Source organism: Lysinibacillus sp. RU7, from assembly GCF_057837305.1.
In genome coordinates, this window is record NZ_JBYQFK010000329.1 from 1 (window position 1) to 233 (window position 233).

The following is a 233-nucleotide window of genomic DNA, read 5'->3' on the forward strand; positions in this document are numbered from 1 at the left end:
ATTTCGTCGTTGACGAACTTCCACTCCTGCGACTGATCGCGCAGCTGGGGCAAGAACCGGGCGGACTTCGAATCCGCGAGGCTCGTGGTCCGCATGAACTTGACGCTGGCCCTGTTGTTCGACGCCTGCGGATCGGGGAAGTCTAGGCACAGGTTGGTGGCCACCGGACAGGGCATCCGCAGCTTGTCGGCGAACATGTCACCGATCAGGCGCGCGCAATCCCAGGGTGCCCA

At 63.1% G+C, this 233-nt stretch carries 1 protein-coding gene; it reads right to left on the reverse strand.

Annotated features, from left to right (window positions below; all coding sequences use genetic code 11):
* On the reverse strand, nucleotides 1-233 hold a 233-nt coding region (locus AC3II9_RS22595), incomplete at both ends, for a TraC family protein (RefSeq protein WP_489159023.1).